The sequence below is a fragment of the Marinobacter sp. CP1 genome (assembly GCF_001266795.1).
Classification (GTDB): Bacteria; Pseudomonadota; Gammaproteobacteria; order Pseudomonadales; family Oleiphilaceae; genus Marinobacter; species Marinobacter flavimaris.
This window is the reverse complement of record NZ_CP011929.1, coordinates 4,407,108-4,424,411: the sequence shown is the minus strand read 5'-3', so window position 1 is coordinate 4,424,411 and position 17,304 is coordinate 4,407,108. Positions and strand designations below refer to the sequence as shown.

Sequence of the window (17,304 nt, the reverse complement as noted above, 5' to 3'; positions counted from 1 at the left end):
TATGCTCAGTCACGAGGCTCGGCACATAGAAATCTCAGAGATGAGAATGAGCTGCATCCCATCTCGCTTACACTTACCCGGAGAGAGCTTTAGATAGCTTGGCTTGCCGGGTGGGAAGATTGACTGTTTCAGCTGCGATCATCCGGTCTCCGGAAAAGAGCCAGAATTCACAGGCATTGTCACTCTCTGTGGGACGCCGCTGAATTCGGTCGTATCCAGTGGCGATTCCAATACACTGGACTTTCATGCCGTTGAGATCTGACCAAAAACGAGGAGGAGAGGCAGGCGGAGACGGTTTACCACAAATATGAGCCGCCGCAATTTGTGCTTGAAGCATGGCATTGTGAATAGTTTCTATTCGGATGGGTGTATTGGTGGAAACGTTGACGGCTTTAGCGCAATCTCCGATCGCAAATATGTCAGGGTCGGAGCTACGCATGCCGCTGTCTACTATAATACCACCGTCGCAATCCAGGTTTGCGTCTTGCGCAAGTTCGGCATTGGGGATGGCTCCTATACCGATAACAACGACGTCTGCGGGTTTGGTGGTGCCGTCGGACAAACGGATACCGGAAACTCGGTCTCCCTCAGTGAGAATCTGGTTGACGCTAGCATTGAAGTAGAACATTACGCCGGCGGAGGCCATGCGGTTTCTGACAAAATTACTTGTTAATGGTGACGCTACTCGACACATCGCTCGGCTGTTGGCCTCAAACACAGAGACTTGTTTTCCTTGTAGATTGGCAGCGGAGGCGACTTCAAGCCCGATAACACCCGCGCCGAGAATGGCCACCTTCTCGCATTCCGGCGCTAACAGGGCATTACGTAATGCGGTGGAGTGGTCAAGATTCCTGAGATAGAAAACATTTTTTGCGCTCTCACCAGGTAAATCAATAGGACGTGGCCTCGCTCCTGTTGCCAAAATCAGCGTGTCGTATTTAATTTTCCTGCCGCCTTGAATCACTACTTGCTTTGCCGATCGTTCAAGCGCTATTACTTTACCGCCTTGTTCAAATTCAACTTTGTTGTCCCGAAAGAAATTAGGAGAACGGATCGGAGTTGGCGAGGGCAACTCATCTGAGGTCAAATAGGCTTTGGACAACGGGGGACGCTGGTAAGGCAGCGTGTTTTCCTCGCCCAAAATGGTAATCGTTCCGTCGAATCCATTCTGGCGGAGAGCCTCTGCGGCGGTCAGGCTGGCTATTCCAGCGCCAATGATAACTATTTTTTGCATATTCGCTCGATTCCTCTTTTGTTTTTGTAGCACTATAAAAGTCCGCGCAGTCGAGCTTCAGTGACTGCCTGAACCCGGTTGGTTACTTTAAGTTCGCTGAAAATCTTCTTCATATGCCATTTGACGGTATCCTCCGTCACGAGAAGCCGTTCAGCGATCTCTCTGTTGGTCATTCCGTTGCTTACGCATTTCAACAGAGAAATCTGCTTTATCGTGATGGTTGAGTGGGCATTGCCGGGCACAGGTGGCACGCTGGAGTCTTCTATTCTGACATCGGGATCCTTCGTAGCTTTAGCTTCAGAGTCGTCTGGCAGATCGTTAAAAAGATCCTGAGCAAGGGGGCTAAGAGAAAGTAGCGCTTCTTTGATCCAGAGCCGTGTGAAGTGACAGTTCAAATGTTCCGAAAGTAGGTTTGCATCAAGAATCGTGCGCTTCGCCGATTTTGATGAACCGAGGGCAAACGCTGCCAGGGCCTGACAATAGTGGGCCGCGATCTTGGTTCTAGCGTCTGAAATTGCGCTGGCGCTTTGTAGTGCTTGTTTGGCATATTTTTCGGCGACACCAAACTGTTTCCCAAGCCGTAGTCTATACATTGAGTTTACCAGGGCCATACGGGCTTGAATGGCCTGGTTTTGATTTGGCAGGAACGTCAGCTCACATTCATCGGGGAGTATAGGTGGACCCAATTCCTCGTTGTTCAGGAGAGTAAACTCAGCTAACTGAACTTTAGTCAGGATATTTAGACGAGACAGCTCTCGCTCGCAGGCGGCTAAGCGGGATTGTTCCAACAAGGCCATGGCTCTATCTTGGAACCCTTGGTGGTACAGAAAACGGCTGTAGGCCTGTGTACACCCCCACAGAATATCTGTAACGCCATAATTCAAAGCGAAATCGAACGAAGCCTGTGCGGATTCCTGGGTAACCAGGTGATGGTTCTGTTCGTGTAGGATTTGTAACTCAAGGGTGTCAAACATTTTATTTAAAAAAGTTTTTGGCACCTGAATCTTTTCTGCTGTTTTATTCGCTTGAAGCAGCACACTCCTTGCTCGGGCGATGTCCCCCTTGAACAGTTCACCCTGAATTTCTGCAGTTTTAAGCCAAATAAAAGCGTAATGTTGATTGGATGACTGGATGGCCACAGCCGCTCGATGGGACAATCGCTCCAACTCTTCAAAATGGCGTCCACTGGAGGCAATGAATGCCTGGCAAGTAAGTGCTGCGCCTTTGCCAACCATGTTACGGTCGCCAAAGGCGTCTATCCATTTTTGACAGAGAACCTGACTCTCCAGTAATTCATCCTGTGTAGCTTTGCCTATCGCATTAACCAATTCCCTCCATCCTTCCTCATCAAGATTGCCCGCCCCCCTGGAGCTCGGATGAAGCGAACTAGCCAGTATTTCGTCTGCTTGACGAGCTTGTTGGCTGAAATACAAAATCCACGCGTAACCTATGCTCAAGGCGGCAATTTTTTTTATCGTGCGAGCCGGTACTTTTCCAAACCAGGTGCGAAGTACTTCGATTTCACCCTGTCTGAGTGCCACGTCCAGGATAATGCTGTCACTTACGACGCGAGCCCATCGATGGTCACTGGCTTCCAGAGCTGCATTGATTGAATGGAGGTACTCTCCCCTACGCCAATGCCAGAACGCGACCCGTTTCAGTACATACGAGCGACGTTCTCGTTGGGTGGTGTTAAATAAACTACGCAAATACTCTCGCAGCACAGGGTGCATATCCATACGATCAGCAGAAGTCCCGGTGGGAGCTAAAAGAGCATAATGTTCGTTAAGAAACGTAATTTCCCGGTCGGCCTCTTCTGTCTTATAGACATAGCCATAGCATTCAGCGCTGATTACTTCGAGCATCGCTGCATTGCAAAGAAAGGTCCTCGTACTATTGGGTAACGCAGTTAAGAGGTTGTCCCTGAAATACGAGCGAGTTTCCGGCCAAGTCGCTGCGGGGAGATTTGGGTTTGGGGTTCGGCACATAAGCCTGACAAGTGCTGGCCATCCACCGGTCGCTTTTATGATGTTGCTGGCTTCGGGGCCACCCATACCCGATAATTCACTAACCTCCTCTTCTGTAAATACAAGTTCATCAGCACCATACGTTACAACACCCGCCATCATAGACAAACGTGGCAACGCCCCGACGCGACTCGGTGCAATGAAAAATTTCACATTGCTCGGTGTTTCACAGATTAAATCCTCAATCAAATCCGCGGTATGTTTAGCCTCGCCAACCCCATCAAGGCAAATTCTTATCGTCTTTTTTGCATTACACAGTGCGTTTCGAAGAACTTCGATGGTGTCGATGTCACTTTTTATCGTGCGCCAGGATTCAACTCCTTCGAGTTGATATAAAACTAACGCTGCAAACAAACTGCCATTAACGTCACATGAGTCAGGGCACGACCGGGTATTGATATAAACGGCGCTCTCACGTTCCAGTTCGCGAGTGTTTGCTGCCAAGGCCACTTGTACAGATTTTCCATAGCCTGGCGGGGCCCGATACAGAACTACCTTTGATTCAGGCGTAGCAGAAGGCCTCAGGCAATAGCGGTCTAAACACCCTTGAGTAATGAAATACTGACGAGCCCACATCCTTTCAGACATCCTCCGACACCAGTCTTCCAAGCTATGGCGGGTCATGACAATCCGATCTCCTGCTTCGTCTCCCCGAAACGCGAGGGCGCTATGGGGTGAAAGCATATTGATAGATGTCTAGTGCGAAAACTACCCCTTAGAGTAGTTGTTTGATCTCCGGTTCTGGCCAAACCTGTTCATGCCTACAACTTGTCCGTTCACCTGAGGGACTCGGTGTTCGCACAATGTAGAAAAATGATCAAGCTGAAAAACAATAAGGTGATCCTAATGTCAATGTCAGAAAATGTCTTAACAACAGAGTCTCTTCAGAGAGACCCTGATGCCGAAGGTTATGTGGACAGAAAACGCCACCTGTGGGTCCTTTCTGTGCTGTGGCCAGCGACGCCTCTTATTGGCCTTTATTTGGTATCCCAAACTGGATGGAGCATTTGGTACGGATTGGTGTTGATCCTTTGGTATGGCGCAGTTCCCTTGATTGATGCCATGTTTGGAGAGGATTTTTCCAACCCCCCCGAGTCGGCCGTGCCTCGGCTTGAACAGGATCGTTACTACCGGGTACTGACCTACTTAACTGTTCCTATTCATTATGCGGCCTTGATTGTCAGTGCCTGGTGGGTATCCACGCAACCAATGAATGTTTTCGAGTTTCTGGCATTGGCCCTTTCCCTGGGAATCGTGAATGGTCTGGCTCTGAACACAGGCCACGAACTTGGCCATAAAAAAGAAACGTTTGACCGTTGGATGGCGAAGCTTGTCCTCGCCGTGGTCGGATATGGTCATTTCTTCATTGAGCACAATAAGGGGCATCACCGTGATGTGGCTACGCCGATGGACCCGGCGACATCCCGCATGGGTGAGTCCATTTACTCATTCTCACTGCGTGAAATTCCCGGTGCTTTCAAGCGGGCATGGGATTTAGAGGAACAGCGCCTCAGTCGTTGTGGAAAAAGTGTCTGGAGCCTGGAGAACGAAGTTCTTCAGCCTATGATTTTGACCGCTGTGCTTTATGCGGGATTGCTGGCGTTTTTTGGTCCCTTAATGCTGATCTTTTTGCCCATTCAAATGGCCTTTGGCTGGTGGCAGCTGACCAGCGCCAACTACATTGAGCATTACGGATTGCTGCGCGAGAAGATGTCGGATGGACGTTATGAGCGTCAACAACCGCACCACTCATGGAACTCAAACCATATTATGTCGAACCTGATTCTGTTTCATTTGCAACGACATTCCGACCATCACGCCCATCCTACAAGGTCCTATCAATCGCTTCGCGACTTCAAAGACCTGCCTTCCTTACCATCGGGATATCCCGGGATGTTCCTGGCCGCAATGTTTCCCTCATGGTTTCGTTCGATAATGGACCACCGGGTGCTGGATTGGGCTAAAGGAGATCTCGATAAGATTCAGATTCAACCCGGCAAGCGTGAATTCTATGAGCGTAAATTTGGTGGGACTGATTCTGAATCAGTCGATACCGCCGCGGCTAAATGATCGGCTAATCGGAACTTATATACCTCGTTTACTTTATTTACGTTGCAGAAAAAGAGCCTCTGACGTGCACCTGAAAGAGGGTGCGCGTCGGGCGCTACCAAAACAAAGACAATAATATCGTTTGAAAGGTGCTCTAAATGGCTAAATATCAATGCCCTGATTGTGGTTATGTATACGACGAAGTGGTTGGTGATCCGCACGAAGGCTTTCCTGCAGGAACGACATGGGAAAAAATTCCTGAAGACTGGTCCTGTCCAGACTGTGCCGTCAGGGATAAGGTTGACTTCGTTGCGCTTCAAGAAGCGAACCCGGAACTTTCGGTGTCCGCAACCAATACAGCGGTCCGCCCTGCCAGCCAAGCTAAGACCGAGGGAGCATCGCAGAAAGCAACGGGCGCATCTACTCCTTCAGCTAAAAATAAAACAAAGCCCAAAGCGAAACCCAAGCCTAACTCTTCAAAATCGCCGAAAGACTCGACTCAAAAAGATACCTATCGGAAGTGGGTCTGCATCACTTGCGGCCATATCTACGATGAAGCTCTCGGAGATGAAGCCGAAGGCTTCCCTGCCGGCACTCGTTTTGAAGATATTCCAGACGATTGGTGCTGTCCGGACTGTGGTGCCACAAAAGAGGACTATGTCCTCTATGAAGACTAGTAATCCGATGGAAAATAACAACAGTCTCGTTCGGCAAGAGGTGATTTTATAATGCAGATTGCTAGTCTGGCGAAGGTTGGGCTGCCCAATGTGTCAACCAGCGATACGATTGATTCAACGTTCGCGGCCCTACAGCGGGCACAACTTGCGCGTCGCGGAAGCTTTACCTTGGAGGCTCGAATAGCGCAGCTCGACCAGCTGCGGGATTCAATTAAACGCCACGAATCAAACATCATTGCGGCTTGCGCGGCGGACTTTCGAAAACCCGCTCCAGAAGTCAAATTAACTGAACTCCTGCCGGTGCTTCAGGAAATTCGACACACTAAAAAACACTTGCGTAAATGGATGCGTCCGAAGCGAGTGGCTGCATCCGTTGGTGTTCTGGGCACGAAATCTTATGTTCGGCCAGAACCAAAGGGAGTGTGCCTGATTATTGCACCGTGGAATTATCCGCTCAATCTTGCGCTCGGGCCTCTCGTCTCAGCGTTGGCTGCAGGGAACGGAGCCATCATTAAACCCTCGGAAATGACACCACATACCTCAAAGGTGATTGCCAACATTGTCGCCGAAACCTTCCCTCCCGATCTGGTTTCCGTGATTGAGGGTGATGCCGCGGTAGCGCAGAAACTGTTGGCCTTACCCTTCGACCACATATTCTTCACGGGCAGTCCTGCGGTAGGCAAGGTGGTCATGGAGGCTGCCGCCAAGAACCTTTCCTCAGTGACGCTGGAATTGGGGGGTAAGTCCCCGACCATTGTTGGCCCAGATGCCAACATAAAGAGGGCTGCAAGAAACATTGTCTGGGGTAAGTTTGCCAATAATGGACAGACCTGTATCGCCCCAGATCATGTTTTTGTGCACGTTAATATCGCAGATCAATTCAATGAAGCACTTAAAACGGAAATTGGGCGAGTCTATGGAAAAACACCAGAAGCCCAGAAATCGACCGCCGACTATTGCCGGATTGTAAATCGACGTCATTTCCAGCGAGTTTCAAACCTGATAGATGATGCCAAAAACAAAGGTGCAAGAGTCTTTGAAGGCGGTGTTACAGATGCTGAAGAGAATTTTATTGCTCCGACGTTGATTTCAAATGTATCCAGCGACATGGATATTTCACGTGAGGAGTTATTCGGCCCGATCTTACCCGTTATTGAATTCGACGATATTGATCTGGTTATCAAGAAAATCAACGATAACCCTAAACCGCTTGCGCTTTACATATTCGACAAAAACGAGTCTTTTGCCACGGATATTATCGAGCGAACGAGCTCCGGCGCTGTAGGAGTCAACCTTACAGTTGTGCATTTTCTACATCCGGGTCTGCCGTTTGGTGGAGTTAATAATTCCGGGATAGGGGCGGCACACGGTGAATACGGTTTCCGCGCTTTTTCGCATGAAAAGGCGTTGATGGAGGATAAACATTCTCTTATGCATCTTCTTTTTCCACCCTATACAGCCTGGGTCCGGCGTCTTATAGAGGCTGCTGTTCGTATTCTGGGCTGAGCATAATCAAATAATAAGAGAGTTATTATGTACGATTACATTATTGTCGGTGCGGGATCGGCGGGCTGTGTATTGGCCAATCGGCTTACGGCGGACTCTTCAAAGCGAGTAGCGTTGCTAGAAGCGGGCCCAAAGGATAAAAATCCACTCATACATATGCCTATAGGTATAGCACTCCTTTCCAATAGTAAAAAGCTGAATTGGGCTCTTGAAACCGAACCTCAAGAACATCTAAAGGAGCGCCGCCTGTTTTGGCCTCGTGGGAAAACACTTGGCGGGTCCTCTTCTATCAACGCCATGGTCTATATCAGAGGTCACAAAGCCGATTATGACCACTGGGGTCAAGTTGCCGGGACAGACCTCTGGGGATGGGATCGCGCTTTAAAATTGTTTCGTCGACTGGAAGATAATAAACGTTTTGGCGCAGATTCTTACCATGGGGAGGGCGGTGAGCTCACCGTAAGTGAACTCAAATCAGTCAATCCGTTGAGTCGAGATTTTGTTCGAGCGGCACCTCATGTAGAGCTCCCGATAAACACGGACTTTAATGGAGAGACGCAAGAGGGATTGGGACTCTACCAGGTGACACAAAAAAATGGTCGCCGTTGGAGTTCAGCGCAGGCATTTCTGCGTGTCGCGGAGAACCGGCCTAATCTTGATGTGCTAACGGACGCGCGGGTAACCCGGGTGGTAATGGACGGTAAGCGGGCAGTCGGCGTGACACTGAACCAGGGGGGCGAATATCGCCAGCTTAGACTCAATAACGGCGGTGAAGTCATATTGTCTGGTGGTGCGGTTAATTCACCACAACTACTTATGCTTTCGGGAATCGGTGATAGCGAAGAGCTTGGAAAACACGGGATCCCCCTTGTGCATCATCTTCCTGAGGTCGGCCAGAATCTGGTTGATCATTTGGATATTACGATCATGCACGCGGCGAACTCACGTTTGCCCATTGGCGTTGCTCCCAGTTTCCTGTTTCGGGGCGTGAGCGCATTATTCTCATATATCTTTGCGCGACGTGGATTTCTTACCAGTAATGTTGCCGAGTCCGGAGGCTTTGTTAAATCCGAGCGCTCGTGCGAACGGCCAAATGTGCAATTCCACTTTTTGCCAACTTACCTGAAGGATCATGGACGAAAAGTGATGGCCGGGTATGGGTACACCTTGCATATTTGCGATCTAATGCCCAGAAGCCGCGGTTTTATAGGTCTCAAAAGCCCTGACCCATTGGCCGACCCGTTGATTCAACCCAATTATCTCAGTAACCCCGAAGACATCAAAACAATGATCTCGGCCGTTAAATTTGGACGACGGATACTCGGGGCACCAACAATGACTTTACATAGTAAACGAGAAATTAAGCCCGGAAACTCGGTGTCTTCGGACGGTCAGATTGCGGACTTTATCCGGGAAAATGCAGAGACTATTTACCACCCCGTTGGCACTTGTCGTATGGGCGCGGATCCGGATTCAGTCGTTGATCCGGAATTAAAAGTCAGAGGGATTGAAGGGCTAAGAGTTGTCGATGCCTCGATAATGCCCAGTTTGGTTGCCGGTAACACCAACGCACCCACCATGATGATTGCCGAAAATGCAGCCGACATCCTCTTGGGAAATGTTTAGGTTCAAACCCGGATTATGCCTTCTACATTGGACCTTAATGACGCCAGATACTCGCGTCAACCAACTACAAAAACGACAGGAGATAAACGTGCTTGGCCAAATGATGAACATGGAGCTCACTGCGTATTCCAGACCAAGGTTGCCACTGATTCCAGACGAAGCCTGCCACCCATTCCACGCGAAAGCTGCCACTGATTCCACGGCAAAGCTGCCACCCTGGCAGGCTGCCTGATTTCCCCATCAAAACGTCCGGCGCGGGATAACTAACGGTACTCTGCTCCTTTTCATCCGGAGAGGGCCAGATGCCAGCGATGAGGTTATCCATGCGTAAAATCAAAGAAGTCCTTCGCCTCAAGTGGGAGCGAGGGCTGAGTAACCGGCAGGTTGCCGCAGCCTGCGGCATCAGTCGCCCCACTGTGAGCGAGTATCTGCGGCGTGCTGCTGAGGCGGAGCTTGGCTGGCCGCTGCCAGAGGATCTGAGTGAAGCCCAGCTGGAGCAACGGCTGTTCCCGCCACCACCGGATCTGCCGGCACAGGCCCGAGGCATTCCGGATTGGAAGCGAATCCACGATGAACTCCGGGGCAAGAACGTCACCCTGTTCCTGCTCTGGCAGGAGTACCGGGAAGCCAATCCGGATGGCTACCAGTACAGCTGGTTCTGCGAGCACTACCGGGCCTGGCAGGGCAAGCTGGATCTGGTGATGCGTCAGGACCACCGAGCCGGTGAAAAGCTGTTCGTGGACTATGCTGGGCACACGGTGCCCGTCATTGATCGCACCACCGGTGAGATCCATGAGGCGCAAGTCTTTGTGGCGGTGATGGGTGCGTCCAATTACACCTACGCCGAGGCCACCTGGAGCCAGACCCTGCCGGACTGGATCGGCTCTCACATCCGAGCCTTCGAGTTCCTGGGCGGCGTGCCGGAACTGGTGGTTCCGGATAACCTCCGTTCCGGCGTCAGCAAGGCCCATCGCTACGAGCCGGATCTCAATCCGACCTATCAGGATATGGCTAGCCATTATGGCGTGGCCGTTGTCCCCACACGGGTTCGCAAGCCCCGTGACAAGGCCAAGGTGGAAGGTGGCGTATTGATCGTTGAGCGCTGGATCCTGGCGGCCCTGCGCCATCGTCAGCACTTCTCCCTGGGGCAGCTCAACGCCACCATCCGTGAGCTGTTGGAGAAGCTCAATAGCCGCCCCTTCCGCAAGTTGCCCGGGTGCCGGCTTGATCACTTCAAACAGCTGGACCAGCCGGTTCTACAACCGCTACCCGCCGAGCCGTATGTCTACGCCGAGTGGAAAAAAGCCCGGGTACACATCGACTACCACGTGGCCATCGATGGGCACTACTACTCGGTGCCCTACACCCTGATCAAGAAAGAGGTGGAGGTCCGGATCACCCACAACACCATCGAATGCTTCCACCGGGGCAACCGGATCGCCAGCCACCGGCGTTCGGATCAGAAGGGTCGGCATAGCACCATCGCCGCTCACATGCCGGAGTCCCATCGCCAAGCCGGCGAGTGGACCCCAGAGCGACTGACCGCCTGGGCAGCCAAGACTGGACCGGCAACTGAAAAGCTTATCCGTACCGCGCTGGGGGCAAGAAAGCATCCGCAACAGGCCTATCGGTCCTGTCTGGGCATTCTCCGGCTGGGCCAGAGCTACGGCGAGGCACGATTAGAACGTGCCTGCCAACGCGCCCTGATGCTGGGCAGTTGCCGATACAAGAGCATCGAATCCATCCTCAAGCACCGCCTGGATGAGCAGCCCCTGGAAGAGCAACAAGAACTGGCCTTACCCGACACACACGACAACATCCGTGGCCCCGCCTACTACCACTGAAGGAACCTGACATGCTGAAACATCCCACGCTGGATAAGCTCCACGCCCTCAAACTGACCGGCATGGCCGCCGCCCTGGCGGATCAATCGGCCACCCCCGACATTACCGACCTGAGCTTCGAGGAGCGCCTTGGCCTGCTGGTCGACCGGGAAATGACGGAACGGGACAACCGACGCATGAGCAGCCGCCTGCGCCGGGCCAAGCTGCGACACGCCGCCATCCTCGAAGACATTGATTACCGGAACTCACGGGGCCTGGATAAAGGGCTTGTCCAGAGTCTGGCCAGCTGCCAGTGGGTGAAGGAACACCTGAACGTGCTCATCACCGGCCCGACTGGCGTCGGGAAAACCTGGTTGGCCTGTGCTCTGGCACACAAGGCCTGCCGGGAGGGTTACACCGCCCAGTACGTCCGCCTGACCCGGCTGCTACGAGAGCTGACCATCGCCAAGGGCGATGGCCAATACTCAAAGCTCCTGACCAGCCTGGCCAAGGTCGACGTGCTGATCCTGGATGACTGGGGGCTGATGAAGCTGAGCGCGGAGAACCGGCGGGACTTGCTGGAGGTGCTGGAAGACCGACATGGCCGGCGCTCCACCATCGCCACTAGCCAATTACCCATCGAGGAATGGCACGGCATCATCGGTGACGCCACTCTGGCAGATGCCATCCTGGACCGGCTCGTACACAACGCCTACAAGATCAATCTGCGGGGCGAATCCATGCGAAAACAGCAGGCAAAGTTGACGGGCACTGAGACTTCGGAGTAAGAAGAGAAACCCCGCGTCGCTACGCTCCGATGGGTGGCAGCCTTGCTCCGGTCCGGGTGGCAGGCTTCACGTGGAATGGGTGGCAACCTTCAGCGGTTTACGCAGAGCTCACCGTGAATTCCTTGATCGACCATGCTGCTCGCTACCATGGAGACGCTGAGATCGTGTCGATAGGAACGGATGGAAATCCCAGTCGATCTGACTGGGCAACTGTTTCGGAGCGGTCGCGACAACTTGCGTCAGCGCTTCGAACGGCAGGCTATGTCCAGGGGGATCGGTGCGCGACCATTTGTTGGAATAACGTGGGGCACCTGGAATGTTATCTTGGCATCTCTGGTGGGGTAATCCCCCCATTTTTAGCGGGGTTCAAAAGTAGACCTCAGGCCATCATAGCCAACTTCTGTTGAGGGGTAATCCCTCCGAGTCCCATATTGGGTCGTTCGTGATTGTAGTGCCAGAGCCAACGAGTGGCATAATCCTGGACTTCTTCGGTGCTGTCGAATAGATATTGTGCCAGCCAATCGTAACGCACCGTTCGGTTGTAGCGTTCGATATAGGCATTTTGCTGGGGTTTGCCGGGCTGGATAAACGCCAAAGCAATGCCTTGGTTCTCCGCCCAGGTCGCCAGCTTGCCACTGATGTACTCTGGGCCGTTGTCACAGCGAATAGAACGAGGCTTGCCCCGCCATTCGATGATCTGCTCCAGTGATCGGATAACGCGCTCTGCCGGAAGCGAGAAGTCCACTTCAATGCCAAGGCCTTCGCGGTTAAAGTCATCGATCACATTCAGCAGCCGGTAACTGCGTCCGTCGTTGAGCTGGTCGTGCATGAAGTCCATCGACCAACTGTCGTTGATCCTGTCCGGCACAGCCAAAGGCTCCGGCTTTTCACGAACCAGGCGCTTCTTGGGCTTGATGCGCAGATTCAGTTCCAGCTCCCGGTAAATCCGGTACACCCGCTTGTGATTCCAGGCAAAGCCTTTCACATTGCGCAAATGCAGGAAACACAGACCAAAGCCCCAGTTCCGCTGATTATGGGTCAATCGAATCAGCCAGTCGGCAATCTCGGCATTCTCGCTGCTGAGCTTGGCCTGGTAGCGATAGCAGGTCTCGCTGATGCTGAACATCCAACACGCCAGGCGAACGCTGACACGCTTCTCAGTGACGGCCTTCTGCGCCATCTCACGGCGACGAGACGGCTTCACCACTTTTTTTCGATGGCTTCCTTGAGGATGTCAGCCTTCAGCCGTTCTTCGGCATACATCTTCTTGAGCCGGCGGTTTTCATCCTCCAGCTCTTTCAAACGGGCCATCATCGATGCGTCCATTCCGCCGAACTTCGCGCGCCATTTGTAAAAGCTAGCGCTGCTCATGCCGTGCTCACGGCACAGCTCTGGAACCGGGACGCCGTTCTCGGCTTGCTTCAGGATCGACAGAATCTGGCTGTCGGAAAAACGTGACTTCTTCATGCAGAATCTCCCTGCGTGTAGCTTACGGAAAATTCTACTTTCGATCACCGCTGTTTTTCGGGGGGATTACCGTGGCGGGATGGTGTGTCACACCATTAACCCGCGACTGTTTCCAGAACAACTCGTTTACGTTATCAACAATGCTCAAGACAAAGTCATATTCTTTGACAAAACGTTCCTTCCCATTGTTTCAAATATCCGAGACCGACTGGAGACGGTTGAGAAATTTGTATTGATGTCCGAACCGGACGAAGAAATTGCAGCGCAATTTCCAGGATTGTTGTTTTATGAAGAGTTTCTCCAGCGAGGAACGCCTAACGCGAATTGGCCTGAAATCGCCGAAAACCAGGCTTCAAGCCTCTGCTATACATCGGGCACCACTGGAAATCCCAAAGGGGTGCTCTATTCACACCGCTCCACCGTTCTGCACGCGCTGGTAGCTGCTCAACCCGACGCACTGAATTTATCGGCACGGGACGTGGTGATGCCGGTTGTTCCTATGTTTCACGTAAATGCGTGGGGGGTACCCTACATTACGGCGATGGTTGGAGCCAAACTGGTGTTGCCTGGTCCTGGCCTGGATGGACAAAGTTTGGTCAAGCTGATCGATTCAGAAAGCGTAACGATTGCGCTGGGTGTGCCTACGATTTGGCAGGGACTTCTCTCGGCTTTGGACGAGCTTGGCTCCTCGGCACAGTCGCTTAAACGGACGGTGATAGGGGGTAGCGCTTGTCCGCCCTCAATGATGTCGGAGTTTCGTGGTAAGTATGGCGTAGAAGTTGTCCATGCATGGGGAATGACAGAAACATCACCGATCGGGACCGTCAACGCACTGCTGTCGAAACACAATACGCTTTCGGAGGAAGGAAGAAACAAAATCCGTGAAAGCCAGGGACGGCCTCCCTACGGGGTGCAGCTCAAAATTGTAGGAGAAGACGGTCATCAACTGCCCGAAGATGGCATTGCTCAGGGAAATCTCCGCATCCGTGGTCATTGGGTGGTAGCCGATTACTTCGGTGTTGAACCAAATCAGACTCTTGAGGAAGACGGTTGGTTCGAGACAGGTGATGTTGCTTCGATCGTGAATTCAGATAATAACTGCAGCACTTTGGTGTAACCAGGTAGAGATGGGAGGGCCGTTGCCGGTACCCTCACGGACTTTACCGACCAAAGTGAAGCAGTGATGAAGTACCGACAACTGACCCAGACACAACGATATCAGATTTCGGCCTTGCGTGTGACCGGCAAAAGCCAACGACAGATCGCCGGAATAATCGGTTGCCACAGCAGCACCGTTAGCCGTGAGTTAAGGCGAAACAGCACCTCGGGCTATGACCCCGAGCACGCGCAGCAACAGTCGAACGCCAGGCGCAGCCGAGCCTTTAAATGGCACAAAAGATTGCAGTGGCTGACAGAGTGGGTCAGCACACGATTAAAGCAACACTGGAGCCCTGAACAGATCGCCGGCTTCATGAATCGCATGAAGACGCCGGTTCGTGTCAGTCACCAGTGGATCTATGATCTGATCCATCGTGACCGGCTCAGCGGCGGCAATCTCTGGCGCTATTGCCGGCACAGAAACAGCCGCGGTCGTAGGCGCAATGCCAAGGATGCAGGCTTAGGCAAAATACCCAATCGCACGGGCATTGAACATCGCCCGGAAGAAGTTGAAAGCCGCGGCGCGCTGGGGCACTGGGAAGGCGACACAGTTCTTCAGGGCCACAAGCAATCTGGTGTAGTAACTCTGGTTGAGCGTCGGAGCGGCTACTTGCTTGCAGGTCGTCTACGCGAGTTCACGGCCAAACAGACAGCGCGAACCGTGATTCGTCTTCTGCAGCCGATTCGGGGCGCGGCTCAAACTTTGACCTTGGATAACGGCAGTGAGTTTTCAGAGCATGAACACATGGCCAAAGCGCTGAACTTGGACGCCTATTTTTGTGATCCGTATTGCTCGGGTCAGCGAGGCACCAATGAGAACACGAATGGTTTGCTACGCCAGTACTACCCGAAAGGGACGAACTTCGCCAAGCTGTCCCAAACTCATATCAATCGAGTGGTTGAGCAGCTGAATAACCGACCCAGGAAACGGCTGGGTTACCGGACACCGGCAGAGGTGTTCTGGGGTGAATATTCCGGGGCACTATAAATGAGCGGTGCTGCGGTTATTGGTTGAATCCACGGTCAATGATGATGGATTTATGACAATACGTGACCGCTCAAAAGATATTATTAAATCTGGTGGTGAATGGATATCTACAGTCGAATTGGAGGGAATCGCAATGGGCCATTCTGCCATCAATGAAGCTGCCGTAGTGGCGGCCTCCCATGATAAATGGGACGAACGACCGATCCTGTTGGCAGTAAAAATACCCGACGCAAATATTACTGAGGAGGAACTTCTTGCTCATTATCAGGGGAAAGTCGCCAAGTGGCAGATCCCGGATCGCGCGATCTTTGTGGAAGGATTGCCACGCAATGCCACTGGGAAAGTATTAAAAAACAAGCTGCGTTCTGAGTATGGGGAAGTATTAGTCAATAAACCGGCAAGCTAGCATCAATGAGTGGCATTTGTGTTACGAAAAATTGCAGTTTTACCTAAAGCCAATTTGTTTTAATACCAAAAAGGATAATAAAAAAATGAAACCTAAAATAATTAGTAAAGTCTCGTTAGTGGCGTTCCTTTTACTTTCACTTGCTGCGAGCCTGGCCAACGCTCAATCTGAGCCGGTTTACAGTAGAGGCGACTGGGTGGTTGGGCTGAATGCCACTAGAGTTCTAACCGATGAAGATTTGCGATCAGCCTCTGCGGGGGGTGCCCCCGTTCCAAATTCCAACCTGTCTATTAACAACGATACGACCGTATCATTCGACGTGTCGTATTTTCTGAGTAATCAGCTGGCATTCAACATTTTTGGCGGCATTCCCGCTAGTGCGGACCTCCAGGGCGAAGAGTCTCTCTCCGGTCTTTTTCTTGGTCAAACAGATTATGGTCCGGTAATTCTTTCGCTTCAGTATCATGTCTTGACGGGTAGCAACTTCTCTCCGTACTTTGGAGCGGGTGTAGGACGGATTCTCTTTTTAGATGAAAAGGATCGCGCACTAACCGACTTCGACGTCGAAGATACATGGGCCCCTGCGGTTCAGGCTGGTTTTCGCTGGAGGATACACAATAACTGGTCGGCAAATTTTGACGTTAGATATGCACCCTTCAAGGCGGATATCACTGGTAACCTAGGCCCGGCCCCTGTTCAGGCAGAAGTGGAAGTGGACCCCACTATCGTGAGCATCGGAGTCGCATATCGCTTTTAAGGTAATCCCTCCCCTCTTTTAACCGCGGCGCTGTTTTTTTGGGGGGAGGGGCTATGCCTGAACCCCTTTATTGATCACACCGTCCATCGCGATCTGCCAGATCAAATCACCAATGGCGTCGAGGGAATGAGCCCCGCTCGGATCGAACCAGGTTGCAACCCAGTTGAGCGCCCCAAGGCCGATCAGGCGGAGCAAACGGCCGTCAACATTCTTCCGGACCACGCCCTGCGCAATCATTGTTTCGAGGATACCGGCCCACAGGGACTCGTACTGGTCACGCAGTTCGATGATTTCCTCGCGAGCCTCCGGGCCCAGCGCCCGCCATTCAAACAGCAGCACGTAAACCGCGTCCGAATCCACCAACAGGGTGCGCAGATGCGCGTTGATACAAAGACGCAAACGCTCAACCGGGTCGTCCGAGCTTGCGTAAGCCGACTCGACCTCTGCGGTCACCAGGTCCACTCCCCGGCGCATCAGCTCGACAAGCAGCGCTTCCTTGCTGTTGTAACGATAATACAGACTTCCGGGCAGCATATTGCAGGCCTCGGCAATCTCCTTGAGCGACGTCCTTTCGAACCCTTTCTCACGAAAAAGCCGGGCTGCGTTAGACAATACATCGCCCTGATCGCCCAGTTTGCTTGCAGGAGTCATCTGTCTGTTAACCATCGCTTAAGTATCTCCTCAGCAAGCCAGTTCGTTATTCATCAGAGCGGCCACCACCTGACTCGTTACACTGACAGTAGGCCATTGCACGGGTGGCGTGCCATTTGCCTCAACAGATTCTTGACTTTTGGTTGG

At 52.3% G+C, this 17,304-nt stretch carries 15 protein-coding genes; 11 read left to right on the top strand and 4 right to left on the bottom strand.

Annotated features, from left to right (window positions below):
* Positions 1 to 73 precede the first annotated feature (73 nt).
* The gene (locus tag ACP86_RS20405; RefSeq protein WP_053115264.1) at positions 74 to 1,234 is read right to left on the bottom strand and encodes an NAD(P)/FAD-dependent oxidoreductase; all 1,161 of its coding nucleotides are present in this window, start codon (positions 1,232 to 1,234) and stop codon (positions 74 to 76) included.
* A gap of 32 nt (positions 1,235 to 1,266) precedes the next feature.
* Positions 1,267 to 3,885, bottom strand: coding sequence for a helix-turn-helix transcriptional regulator (locus ACP86_RS20400; protein ID WP_053115263.1), 2,619 nt, complete (start codon positions 3,883 to 3,885; stop codon positions 1,267 to 1,269).
* Between the two features lie 222 nt (positions 3,886 to 4,107).
* Here ACP86_RS20400 and ACP86_RS20395 point away from each other — a divergent pair, with 222 nt between their 5' ends.
* From ACP86_RS20395 to istB, 7 genes are all read left to right on the top strand, one after another.
* Positions 4,108 to 5,331 (top strand): alkane 1-monooxygenase, encoded by a 1,224-nt coding sequence (locus ACP86_RS20395; protein WP_199185490.1) that lies wholly within the window; start codon positions 4,108 to 4,110, stop codon positions 5,329 to 5,331.
* Between the two features lie 137 nt (positions 5,332 to 5,468).
* The gene (locus ACP86_RS23765; RefSeq protein WP_011783984.1) at positions 5,469 to 5,987 is read left to right on the top strand and encodes a rubredoxin; all 519 of its coding nucleotides are present in this window, start codon (positions 5,469 to 5,471) and stop codon (positions 5,985 to 5,987) included.
* A gap of 51 nt (positions 5,988 to 6,038) precedes the next feature.
* Positions 6,039 to 7,493, top strand: coding sequence for an aldehyde dehydrogenase family protein (locus ACP86_RS20385; RefSeq protein WP_053115262.1), 1,455 nt, complete (start codon positions 6,039 to 6,041; stop codon positions 7,491 to 7,493).
* Between the two features lie 27 nt (positions 7,494 to 7,520).
* Positions 7,521 to 9,119 carry a GMC family oxidoreductase gene (locus tag ACP86_RS20380; protein WP_053115261.1) on the top strand — a complete coding sequence of 533 codons (1,599 nt, stop codon included), beginning with the start codon at positions 7,521 to 7,523 and terminating at the stop codon, positions 9,117 to 9,119.
* An 88-nt stretch (positions 9,120 to 9,207) separates the two neighbouring features.
* Positions 9,208 to 9,351, top strand: coding sequence for a hypothetical protein (locus ACP86_RS22900; protein WP_158499474.1), 144 nt, complete (start codon positions 9,208 to 9,210; stop codon positions 9,349 to 9,351).
* 70 nt (positions 9,352 to 9,421) lie between these two features.
* Positions 9,422 to 10,963: an IS21-like element ISSpu5 family transposase gene (gene istA, locus ACP86_RS20375; protein ID WP_053114397.1), complete on the top strand. Its 1,542-nt coding sequence runs from the start codon at positions 9,422 to 9,424 to the stop codon at positions 10,961 to 10,963.
* Positions 10,964 to 10,974: 11 nt separating this feature from the next.
* Positions 10,975 to 11,730, top strand: a complete 756-nt coding sequence (gene istB, locus ACP86_RS20370) for an IS21-like element ISSpu5 family helper ATPase IstB (protein ID WP_008170042.1) — start codon at positions 10,975 to 10,977, stop codon at positions 11,728 to 11,730.
* 379 nt (positions 11,731 to 12,109) lie between these two features.
* Here istB and ACP86_RS20365 read toward each other — a convergent pair.
* Positions 12,110 to 13,197, bottom strand: a protein-coding gene (locus tag ACP86_RS20365) for an IS3 family transposase (protein ID WP_094182521.1) whose coding sequence is annotated in 2 segments (ribosomal slippage) — positions 12,110 to 12,945 and positions 12,945 to 13,197 — 1,089 coding nt in all. Because the reading frame shifts where the segments join, the coding sequence is not laid out codon by codon here.
* On the opposite strand from ACP86_RS20365, the gene ACP86_RS20355 reads away from it, so the two are divergent.
* The 4 genes from ACP86_RS20355 (at position 13,196) to ACP86_RS20340 (ending at position 16,506) form a co-directional block, all read left to right on the top strand.
* Positions 13,196 to 14,314, top strand: a complete 1,119-nt coding sequence (locus ACP86_RS20355; RefSeq protein ID WP_318256816.1) for an AMP-binding protein — start codon at positions 13,196 to 13,198, stop codon at positions 14,312 to 14,314. The genes ACP86_RS20365 and ACP86_RS20355 overlap by 2 nt on opposite strands.
* Before the next feature lie 66 nt (positions 14,315 to 14,380).
* Positions 14,381 to 15,343, top strand: a complete 963-nt coding sequence (locus tag ACP86_RS20350) for an IS30 family transposase (protein WP_075267727.1) — start codon at positions 14,381 to 14,383, stop codon at positions 15,341 to 15,343.
* Between the two features lie 19 nt (positions 15,344 to 15,362).
* The gene (locus ACP86_RS20345; RefSeq protein WP_318256776.1) at positions 15,363 to 15,749 is read left to right on the top strand and encodes an AMP-binding enzyme; all 387 of its coding nucleotides are present in this window, start codon (positions 15,363 to 15,365) and stop codon (positions 15,747 to 15,749) included.
* Positions 15,750 to 15,834: 85 nt separating this feature from the next.
* Complete coding sequence (locus ACP86_RS20340) at positions 15,835 to 16,506, top strand: OmpW/AlkL family protein (protein ID WP_041336253.1); 672 nt, start codon at positions 15,835 to 15,837, stop codon at positions 16,504 to 16,506.
* Between the two features lie 51 nt (positions 16,507 to 16,557).
* On the opposite strand, the gene ACP86_RS20335 is transcribed toward ACP86_RS20340, so the two are convergent.
* Positions 16,558 to 17,172: a TetR/AcrR family transcriptional regulator gene (locus ACP86_RS20335; RefSeq protein ID WP_041336251.1), complete on the bottom strand. Its 615-nt coding sequence runs from the start codon at positions 17,170 to 17,172 to the stop codon at positions 16,558 to 16,560.
* Positions 17,173 to 17,304: the final 132 nt, after the last annotated feature.

What these genes read in the sequence shown, in the direction of transcription:
- ACP86_RS23765 (WP_011783984.1), top strand. Translation starts at nt 5,469, where the DNA reads ATGGCTAAATATCAATGCCCTGATTGTGGTTATGTATACGACGAAGTG.
- ACP86_RS20355 (WP_318256816.1), top strand. Translation starts at nt 13,196, where the DNA reads ATGCAGAATCTCCCTGCGTGTAGCTTACGGAAAATTCTACTTTCGATC.
- ACP86_RS20400 (WP_053115263.1), bottom strand. Translation starts at nt 3,885, where the DNA reads ATGACCCGCCATAGCTTGGAAGACTGGTGTCGGAGGATGTCTGAAAGG.
- ACP86_RS20395 (WP_199185490.1), top strand. Translation starts at nt 4,108, where the DNA reads ATGTCAATGTCAGAAAATGTCTTAACAACAGAGTCTCTTCAGAGAGAC.
- ACP86_RS20385 (WP_053115262.1), top strand. Translation starts at nt 6,039, where the DNA reads ATGCAGATTGCTAGTCTGGCGAAGGTTGGGCTGCCCAATGTGTCAACC.
- istA (WP_053114397.1), top strand. Translation starts at nt 9,422, where the DNA reads ATGCCAGCGATGAGGTTATCCATGCGTAAAATCAAAGAAGTCCTTCGC.
- ACP86_RS20335 (WP_041336251.1), bottom strand. Translation starts at nt 17,172, where the DNA reads ATGGTTAACAGACAGATGACTCCTGCAAGCAAACTGGGCGATCAGGGC.
- ACP86_RS20380 (WP_053115261.1), top strand. Translation starts at nt 7,521, where the DNA reads ATGTACGATTACATTATTGTCGGTGCGGGATCGGCGGGCTGTGTATTG.
- ACP86_RS20350 (WP_075267727.1), top strand. Translation starts at nt 14,381, where the DNA reads ATGAAGTACCGACAACTGACCCAGACACAACGATATCAGATTTCGGCC.
- ACP86_RS20340 (WP_041336253.1), top strand. Translation starts at nt 15,835, where the DNA reads ATGAAACCTAAAATAATTAGTAAAGTCTCGTTAGTGGCGTTCCTTTTA.
- istB (WP_008170042.1), top strand. Translation starts at nt 10,975, where the DNA reads ATGCTGAAACATCCCACGCTGGATAAGCTCCACGCCCTCAAACTGACC.
- ACP86_RS20405 (WP_053115264.1), bottom strand. Translation starts at nt 1,234, where the DNA reads ATGCAAAAAATAGTTATCATTGGCGCTGGAATAGCCAGCCTGACCGCC.